Annotated in this window: 9 protein-coding genes; 3 read left to right on the plus strand and 6 right to left on the minus strand. The window is 60.5% G+C overall.

Going from position 1 to position 8,420, the window contains the following annotated elements:
- Nucleotides 1-19: 19 nt before the first annotated feature.
- Complete coding sequence (locus tag HMPREF3011_RS06935) at nucleotides 20-775, minus strand: type 2 periplasmic-binding domain-containing protein (protein WP_049180821.1); 756 nt, start codon at nucleotides 773-775, stop codon at nucleotides 20-22.
- A 190-nt stretch (nucleotides 776-965) separates the two neighbouring features.
- Here HMPREF3011_RS06935 and HMPREF3011_RS06940 point away from each other — a divergent pair, with 190 nt between their 5' ends.
- Complete coding sequence (locus HMPREF3011_RS06940; protein ID WP_224786570.1) at nucleotides 966-2,042, plus strand: magnesium and cobalt transport protein CorA; 1,077 nt, start codon at nucleotides 966-968, stop codon at nucleotides 2,040-2,042.
- Between the two features lie 43 nt (nucleotides 2,043-2,085).
- Here HMPREF3011_RS06940 and HMPREF3011_RS06945 read toward each other — a convergent pair whose 3' ends face one another.
- Nucleotides 2,086-2,619: a YflT domain-containing protein gene (locus tag HMPREF3011_RS06945; RefSeq protein ID WP_210401646.1), complete on the minus strand. Its 534-nt coding sequence runs from the start codon at nucleotides 2,617-2,619 to the stop codon at nucleotides 2,086-2,088.
- A 268-nt stretch (nucleotides 2,620-2,887) separates the two neighbouring features.
- Here HMPREF3011_RS06945 and HMPREF3011_RS06950 point away from each other — a divergent pair, with 268 nt between their 5' ends.
- Nucleotides 2,888-4,021, plus strand: coding sequence for an Mrp/NBP35 family ATP-binding protein (locus HMPREF3011_RS06950; RefSeq protein ID WP_038628370.1), 1,134 nt, complete (start codon nucleotides 2,888-2,890; stop codon nucleotides 4,019-4,021).
- Nucleotides 4,022-4,302: 281 nt separating this feature from the next.
- On the opposite strand, the gene tatB is transcribed toward HMPREF3011_RS06950, so the two are convergent.
- The 4 genes from tatB to sigE all read right to left on the minus strand — a co-directional run bounded on the left by tatB (nucleotide 4,303) and on the right by sigE (nucleotide 7,427).
- The gene (gene tatB / locus HMPREF3011_RS06955) at nucleotides 4,303-4,899 is read right to left on the minus strand and encodes a Sec-independent protein translocase protein TatB (RefSeq protein WP_038628367.1); all 597 of its coding nucleotides are present in this window, start codon (nucleotides 4,897-4,899) and stop codon (nucleotides 4,303-4,305) included.
- 112 nt (nucleotides 4,900-5,011) lie between these two features.
- Nucleotides 5,012-6,331: a S1C family serine protease gene (locus tag HMPREF3011_RS06960; RefSeq protein ID WP_038628365.1), complete on the minus strand. Its 1,320-nt coding sequence runs from the start codon at nucleotides 6,329-6,331 to the stop codon at nucleotides 5,012-5,014.
- Nucleotides 6,331-6,696 (minus strand): anti-sigma factor family protein, encoded by a 366-nt coding sequence (locus HMPREF3011_RS06965; protein ID WP_038629490.1) that lies wholly within the window; start codon nucleotides 6,694-6,696, stop codon nucleotides 6,331-6,333. Before HMPREF3011_RS06965 ends, HMPREF3011_RS06960 begins: the two co-directional genes overlap by 1 nt.
- Before the next feature lie 77 nt (nucleotides 6,697-6,773).
- Complete coding sequence (sigE, locus tag HMPREF3011_RS06970) at nucleotides 6,774-7,427, minus strand: RNA polymerase sigma factor SigE (protein ID WP_038628362.1); 654 nt, start codon at nucleotides 7,425-7,427, stop codon at nucleotides 6,774-6,776.
- 158 nt (nucleotides 7,428-7,585) lie between these two features.
- Here sigE and HMPREF3011_RS06975 point away from each other — a divergent pair, with 158 nt between their 5' ends.
- Entirely contained in the window at nucleotides 7,586-8,260 is a 675-nt protein-coding gene (locus HMPREF3011_RS06975; protein ID WP_070841320.1) for an O-methyltransferase, read from the plus strand.
- Nucleotides 8,261-8,420: the final 160 nt, after the last annotated feature.

Below are 8,420 nucleotides of genomic sequence, written 5' to 3' on the forward strand. Positions count from 1 at the left end.
ACTAGCCCCGCCGCCCCGGCTACGCCTTATCCAGCCACTCCTGAGCGACCAACTCAGGGCTGGCGCCACCAGCCACAGCCCGGGTCATCAGCTTTAAGTCCTCAGTGCTCAGCGAACCAGCAATCTCATTGAGCACTCGGACTCGATCGCTCCGGTCCAACGCTGGCTTGACGTAGAAAGGCACAAGCCATTGCGGCAAGTCAGCCCCAGCATTGTCAGCTGGCACATCCGTGCACCCCTGCGCCATGCCCGCGTCGGTGGCCATAACTTCACCCGGCAACGACCGCGAAAATGCGTCGTAAACACGGTCTCGCCACTCGCCGCTGAATTGCTTGTCCGGGGTGGAGTCGTCGGCGTACTCCTCAGCCAGCGAAGCCGCGGACGCGGAATCGCTCAGGCCGAGCAGCTCACCTGTGCATCCGAAAGAGACCAGGACTGCTTCATTGCGTACGGCCCGCAACCGGTCATCAGCATCGCGAATGCCGATGACCTCCGCTTGCCGCCCTATCCTCTCAAAGCTTTGCGCATACAGGTACGCAAGAGCTGCCTGCTCGGGGTTGCGTAGGTCTGCCCCGACAGTCACTACCGCCTCCTGTTCGGGAGGAACGGGCATCTGCGGATCTAAATCAGAACATGCGGCAAGACCGAACCCCGCTGCCCCAGCGACCAATGCCAGGGCGGTAAAAGTGCACGCAGTAGCCTTGGAGCTCCCCTTGCACCCCATTGAGCGGATGCGAAAGTGGAACCCGGCGTTCGCACGTCTAAAATTAATCATCGACACCAGCGTAACCTACGAACGGATTGTGAGGTCACCCAGAATGGGCGATGAGAAAAGCCGCAACAACAGCGCTTCGTCAAAGGCTCGCAATCCGCGAACTAACTCGGTCAGTAAAAGCCAAACGCCGTCGGCCACAGCAAAACCCGGCAAAACTGCTCGGGCAACGAATGCAGCTAAATCCGCAGCAATGTCAGCTGTCTCGAAGGTGACGCGCACCAACGGATCGTCGTCAAGCGTGGGAGAAACGCAGTCGGAGGCGGTGCGCGATGCCCTGCGCGATTGCGGCGTCTACATCGGCGGCAAGCGTTTGCCGGGCACCTACGACCACTTCTCCGGTCTGTCCGAGGTGCGTAATTTTGGCGAGGGCTTCACGTGGCTGTCATTGTCGCGCCCCAACGCGACACAGATGGACGCCATCGCTGAGCTTTACGGGCTGGATGAGCTGACGGTGGAGGATGCACTGACTAACCGCCAGCGCCCCAAGATTGAAATCCACGATGATCACGTGGTTTTTGTGATTCGCTCGATTCACTACTCCCCGGAAGGTCTCGCGGACGACGAAAATGAGATCATTCGTTCTGGCCAGCTGATGATTGTTATCGGCCAGGAGTACGTCATCACCATTCGCATGGGCATGCCGAGCTCGGATATGCAGCGCATTAGCGCGCGTGTGGAAAACACCACCGACGCCATCGACTACGGTCCCGCGGGCGTGCTGTGGGCGCTGACGGACAACCTCGTCGATGCGTACCTGCGCATTGCGTTGCAGCTGGAAGATCGCGTGGAGATTATGGAAGATGCCGTCTTCGAGCCGAATTTGGTGTCGGATATTGAGGACATTTACATCCTCAAACGAGAAATCCTGGAGATGCGCCACGCAATCGATCCGCTGACGCCGGCGCTGCGCTCCCTGATGAATCTGCGAGAAGACATCATGCCGAAGGACGTCAGCCGTTATCTTTCCGATGTTCTCGACCACCAGCTCGCCGCGGCGGACCTCGTAGCCGGACTCGACGAACGCCTCTCCTCCCTCATCGACGCCGCCGCAGTGAAGATCCAGCTGCAGCAGAACCAGGACATGCGTACTATCTCGGCATACGCGGCTATTCTCGCCGTGCCAACCGCCCTGGCCGGTATCTACGGCATGAACTTCGACCGCATGCCCGAACTGCACTGGGAGTACGGGTACTTCATCGTCCTCGCCATCATGTTCGCCATTGTGGCGTTTTTGGTGTGGCTCCTGCGCCGCAACAAGTGGCTGTAGTTTCCGCTTCTGGCAGGCAACGCTTTACGACGAGTACAACAACCTACCCGCGGTTCCCACCGAGAGCCCGCTGCGCCAACAGGTCGCGGGCGCGCTCGGCATTGCGGGGATTGCACAAAACATCGTAGCGACGAGCAACAATCTCCGTGGTGGTGGAGAAATCCCGCTTGCCGTTTTGCATGGCGTATGGGACTGCGGCCAGCACGATGCCAAAGATGGCGCCCATCCCGAGGCCAACAATCAACGGGCTAACCCAATCTTCCTGGAAAAGCCCCAGAATCAGGCCGAAGAACAGGCCCATCCATAGGCCGTACAGCGCGCCACCACCGAGCACTTTCGGCCAGGTCAACCGACCTACCACGCGCTCCACCTGCATCAGGTCAACGCCGACGATGGTGAGGTCGGAAACCGGGAACTCATCGCGATCACTGAGCGAATCAACCGCGGCCTGGGCATCGGCGTAGTTGGTGAAGCTACCCACCGGCCCCCCCTCGGGCACCTGCCGCTGAGGCAACCGGGACTTCATGCTCTGTTCCCGGCCGCTCCCCCAACCGCTATTCGCTTCCCCATGTGCCATCGGTACTTTCACCGTTCCCTTGCAGTTGTTGTCACAGCAATTGGTGACTCAGTTGCTGAAAATATTGCTAAAACTATCGCTAAAAAGCGTTCTATCAAGGACAACGCCTGACGGTTTCCAATTGTTCCACCGTCTGGCCCACCACCCATTCCACCGCCACCGCGCTTGTCGGAAGGGTTGGGCGCTGTGACCGTCGTAAAGCGGAAAACTGCTGATTTTGTCAGTAGTTCTTTGTCTTACGGGGTCTCACGATAAGATTCACTACATAATGTCTACGATTACTGAAGCTGAAGTTCGCACCGCCCTGGCGCAGGTCGAAGATCCTGAGGTACGTCGCCCGATTACCGAGATTGGCATGGTCAAGTCCATCTCGGTGGCGGACAACAACGACGTGGCCGTGGAGATTTACCTCACCATCGCCGGTTGCCCCATGAAAAACACCATCATCGAGCGCACCGAAGATGCGCTCAACGGTATCGAGGGCGTTGGCAACGTCACCGTCACCACCGATGTGATGAATGACGAGCAGCGCCGCGAGTTCCGCAACGCCGTCCGCGGCACCGCCTCCGAGCCGGTGATCCCATTCGCCCAGCCGGACTCCCGCACCCGCGTGTTCGCCGTCGCCTCCGGTAAGGGTGGCGTTGGTAAGTCCTCTGTGACCGTGAACCTCGCTGCCGCGCTGGCTGCGAAGGGTCTATCTGTCGGTGTGCTCGATGCCGATGTCTACGGCCACTCCATCCCGCACATGATGGGCTCCGAGGAAAAGCCGCACCAGGTCGACGACATGATTATGCCTCCGCAGGCACACGACGTGTCGCTGATTTCTATCGGACACTTCGTCGACGACAACGCACCGGTTGTCTGGCGTGGGCCAATGCTGCACCGCGCTATCCAGCAGTTCCTCGCGGACGTGTTCTGGGGCGACTTGGACGTCCTGCTTTTCGACCTGCCCCCGGGAACCGGCGACATCGCCATCTCCGTGGCGCAGCTCGTGCCGAACGCTGAGCTAGTGATTGTTACTACCCCGCAGATGGCCGCCGCCGAAGTTGCCGAGCGTGCCGGCACCATCTCGCTGCAGACCCGCCAGCGGATCGCCGGTGTCATTGAGAACATGAGCTGGATGGAAATGCCCGACGGCTCCAAGATGGAAGTCTTCGGCACAGGCGGCGGCGAGACCGTTGCCCGTCGTCTTACCCAGATCACCGGAGGAAAGGTCGAGCTGCTCGGCCAGGTGCCACTGGACACCGAACTCCGCGAGGGTGGCGACAAGGGCACCCCGATTGTCCTATCCAAGCCGGATTCGGGCGCGGGCGAGGCCCTGAACGCTATCGCCGACAAGCTGGTTGTTCGTCGCGAGTCGCTCGCAGGCAAGTCGCTAGGCTTGGGCGTGACGCCGAAGTAGTCCTTCGCTTTACGACGATCATAGCGACGCCCCCTCCCCGGTATTTTCAGTGCCGGGAAGGGGGCCTTTGCTCATTGTGGCTGCAGTGTCTGGGGCGTATGTGGTTTGGGGGTTTTCGGCGGTGTAAGTGTTGTCGGTGGTCCGGGGTTTGCGGGCGGTGTATCCACCGACGCGGCTGCGTGCACTTACTGACTAGGTTTATGACAGTTTCGTGGCAAAATTTGTGCTCAACGTGTCATAACCCTGGTCAGTAACTTGCGGTCGGGAACGGTTTGCCACCTCTATAGGTTGTCGTCGTCGACCCAGGCCTGCACCCCACGGGGCTGCTGTGGTGTTTGCTGTGCCTGCTGTTGGCGGGCCTGGGCAACTGGATCCTGCCACGTTCCTGGCTGCTGGGCGGGCTGCTGAGCCGACTGCGGGACCGGCTGCTGCGACGGAGCCGGTTGCACTGGCTGGCTCTTGTTGGATTGCTGGTACTGCTGGCCTGCGGCACCAGTTGCTCCAGCCGCACCAGCTACTCCAGAGGATCCACCGGCTCCTGCAGCTCCGGTTGCACCAGTTCCGCCGCCACCCGCTGCGGGCTTACCGGAGAGCATGTCCAGGTAGGTGTCATCGCCGTCGAAAAGCGTCCTGGTGATGGCGGTCTTCGGGTTGAGACGACGGAGATCGTTGAGCTCCTGCAGCGGCTTGCGAAGATCGTCGAAGTCTTCACCGAACTCATCCGAGAGGTTATCGCGTGCGTCATTGATTGCGGTGCGCGCAGCCAGAAGCAATGCGCGGATGTCCTCAATTACCTTCGGCAACCGCTCAGGTCCGATGAGAATTAGTCCGAGGATAAAGAGGACGAGAATCTCGCCCCAGCCAACATTAGAAAACACGTTATACCACCTTAGTTACAGTGCACCTCGCATGCAGCATTGCGCGGCCAAATCCGCCAAATCCGCAGAAACCAGCCAACCCCAGGCACGTCCAAGCAAAACCAGCGCCACCCTACTCCGGCGTAATCTTTGCCTCCAGCTCGGCTCCGTGGCGAACGATCTTCAATACCGCCTCATTACCAGCGCCAACAGTCCACAGCGCCACCGTGAGCTCATCTGCGGACGATACCGCGCGGTCCCCCACAGCCGTAATCACGTCGCCTTCCTGCAGGCCTTCCCGATCAGCGACACCTCCCGGCAGGATGCTGGCAATCTCGGCACCAGTCAGTGCGCCATTGGAAACCGTGCGCGCTGTCACGCCGATCCCCGGATGAACCGGCTTCTCACCGGCAATGAGCTGCTCAGCGATGGCAACGGCTGAATTGATCGGGATCGCAAAGCCCAACCCCTGTGAGCCACCCGAGCTACTGAAAATCACTGTATTAATACCAATAATGGCACCGCGGATATCCACCAGTGGACCACCCGAGTTACCCGGGTTGATGGAGGCATCGGTCTGAATCGCATCGGCGTAGCCATCCGTATCAGTCCCCTCAGCAGCCAGGCGCACCGGCCGATTAAGCGCCGAGACAATGCCCGAAGTCACCGTTCCGCCCAGCCCCTGCGGCGACCCCATCGCAATCACCGTGTCACCGACCGCAACCGCATTGGAATCACCAAGCTGCGCCACGGTCAGCCCCGCAACGTCTTCGACCTTAATTACGGCGAGGTCGGTCTTCGGATCGCGGCCAATGATCTTGGCCGGCACCTCTTTCAGCTTGCCACCGTCCCAAAACGTTACCGAGACCTGCATATCCTGCCGGTCCGCCACTGCCGAAACGACATGGTTATTCGTCAAAATATGACCGTCACCATCAATGACAAACCCCGAGCCCACGCCCGAAACCTCACCGGCACTGACCGCAATCGACACCACCGCGGGACGAAGAGTCTCCGCCACCTTGCCGATTTCGGTCAAATCGCCGTTGCCCGGTCGCCCCTCGACCTGTTGCAACTCCACACGCTGGTAGTCCGAGCGGAAAGTCTTACCAGCCCAACCGCCGACAAAGCCACCAACACCGCCAATCAGCAGCACCACGGCCGACGATGCCGCAATCACACGCCACGGCACCTCACGGCCAAAAATCACTTCCCGCGCGCTGACGCGGGGGGCCATCTTCGGGCGAGGTTTCTTCTTCGCTTCGGGTTTGCGGGCTGGACGCCCCGTCGTCATGCGTGACGACGAATCCTGCCACGGCGAATACTCTCTAGTAGTGGCGCTGGTGTCGTCGTCAAGCTTATGCCCTGGCGCACGCTGTAACCCGCCAGTTGCGGCGGCACGATCGGCGTCCGGGGCAAACGCGGAATCATCGAAATCGCGATGTTTGCCCACTAGTGACTACCACCTTTACGAAAACCGCGAACGATCTGCTCCAACGCAGCGCTCAGCGACTCCGGCGGACGGTGCGCGAGATGCCGCGCCGACCTATGGGGCTCTGAGTCCTCGCAGCTGCCTGCGAAATCAGCAATACGAGCGCGCAGCTCAGCTGGAATGTGCAAGGCCGCGCTATCACGCAGACGCTTGGCTGCCTGCCGCTGCTTCGCGACCTCCCGGCGACATTCCGGGCATGCCATCAGGTGCGCCTGCGCACGTCGCTCAGCTACGACCGACAACTCGCCGTCAACAAAAGCGGCAATTGCCTCGGTGCCGAGATGCTCCGTTGACAAAAAACGCTTGTCATCGCCCTGCTGAATCACAGACTGCAGCACCTCCAGAAATCGCACCTATTAACTAGCCCCACAATAGCCGCTCCCACGGATTGAGTGCGGGAAAACTAGCCTGCGGTGACCGACTCCGGCAGCTCCTGCCGCTGCCTCTCCAGACGCTCCAACGTCGCCCGCAAGCTGGAACGTGCCCGGTGAATGCGCGAACGCACGGTGCCCATCTTGAGCCCAAGGGTGTTAGCAATTTCCTCGTAGGTCAGCCCCACCACATCACAGAGGACAACCACCGCGCGATAGTCCGGCTGCAGCTCAGCCAGCGCGATTTCCAAATCCGGATCGAGCATCGCGTCATCGACGGCCTGCTCCGGCGTCTTCAGCGTGCCCGGGACGCGGTCGTAGTTCTCCGGCAACGCCTCCATCCGGATCACCTGCCGATGCCGGACCATATCCAAAAACAGGTTAGTTGTAATCCGATGCAGCCAGCCTTCAAAAGTGCCGGGACGGTATGACTTCAGCGAGCGGAACACACGCATGAATGTCTCCTGCGTCAGGTCTTCCGCGTCCTGTTGGTTACCAGTCAACCGATATGCGAGCCCGTAAACACTATCCGCGTGGGCTTGGACAAGTTCCGACCACGACGGCATCTCTCCCACACCTGCGTCAAAAGCTGCGGTGCCGGACAGTTGCTCAGTTGCGTCAGCGGACGGGGCGTCCTCGCGGCTGGCGCCTGCGCTGACTCGTTCGGACTTGACTCGTTCGGGCATGAGGTTCAGTGTTCCTTACCAACCTTAGGTTTGTAGTGACCTTACCCTGAAAATAGTTTGAGAGTCCAGACAAATTTGAGGCTTGTTTACCCGCCTAGTCCGGCACGGACCGGCGCGCCCCGCTGCCCTGCACGGAGTTTTTTCCTACGCTATAGAGCGTGTCCGAAACGAGTTCTTCTGCTACCCCGCTATCCGCACGTGACGCTATTGCACAGCACGTCAACAACACGACCGTAGTCTCCGAGGCCCTTGAAAGCGCCCGAGAGAGCGCTAGCGAATACGGAGTTGCCGTCCCCGATACGATGACCGGCGCCGCCTTGACCTCGCTCATGGCCCTGACCAGTGCCCGCCGCGACGGTCACCCCGCCGCTGTCATCGCATCGCCTGCAGCAGGCGTAGTCGGTTTGCACCTGGTCGCCGGTCTCGGCGATGACGGCGTTCTCACCTGCATCGACCCTGAGCTCGAGCACCAGTCTCTGGCAAAGTCCGCTTTCCGAGCCGCAGGCATCCGCCCCAACCGACAGCGCTTCCTGCCCTCGCAGCCACTGGAGGTCATGGATCGCCTGGCAGCCGACTCCTACGACTTGGTCTACTTGGACGTCGCCCCGGCAATCCTCCGCGCCGCACAGGAAAAGGCCTGGCCGCTGCTTCGCTCCGGTGGCGCGCTCGTCCTGACCGGCGCGCTCCTCGACGGCACTGTTGCTGACTCGTCACGCACTGACCGTGACACCGTCGCTGCCCGCGAAGCCGACGAATACATGCTCCAGCTTGACGACGCTTACGTGATGCGGCTCCCCTTAGCAGCCGGAACCACTGTGCTGGTGAAGAAGTAGTTTTCTACTGGTGGCCGACTGGCTGGCGGCCTCCCGCCAATGCGAGTTACTGACTGCGTTTATGGCTGGCGGCCTCGGGCCAATGCGAGTTACTGGCCGCGTTTATGTCAGAAATGAACCAAAAAAGTGGCCTGAAAGTGTCATAAACTCGCACAGTTTC

The organism is Corynebacterium sp. HMSC074C04, from assembly GCF_001838295.1.
In the GTDB taxonomy this organism is placed as follows: Bacteria; Actinomycetota; Actinomycetes; order Mycobacteriales; family Mycobacteriaceae; genus Corynebacterium; species Corynebacterium amycolatum.

What these genes read in the sequence shown, in the direction of transcription:
- HMPREF3011_RS06935 (WP_049180821.1), bottom strand. Translation starts at nt 775, where the DNA reads ATGATTAATTTTAGACGTGCGAACGCCGGGTTCCACTTTCGCATCCGC.
- HMPREF3011_RS06940 (WP_224786570.1), top strand. Translation starts at nt 966, where the DNA reads ATGTCAGCTGTCTCGAAGGTGACGCGCACCAACGGATCGTCGTCAAGC.
- HMPREF3011_RS06945 (WP_210401646.1), bottom strand. Translation starts at nt 2,619, where the DNA reads ATGGCACATGGGGAAGCGAATAGCGGTTGGGGGAGCGGCCGGGAACAG.
- HMPREF3011_RS06950 (WP_038628370.1), top strand. Translation starts at nt 2,888, where the DNA reads ATGTCTACGATTACTGAAGCTGAAGTTCGCACCGCCCTGGCGCAGGTC.
- sigE (WP_038628362.1), bottom strand. Translation starts at nt 7,427, where the DNA reads ATGCCCGAACGAGTCAAGTCCGAACGAGTCAGCGCAGGCGCCAGCCGC.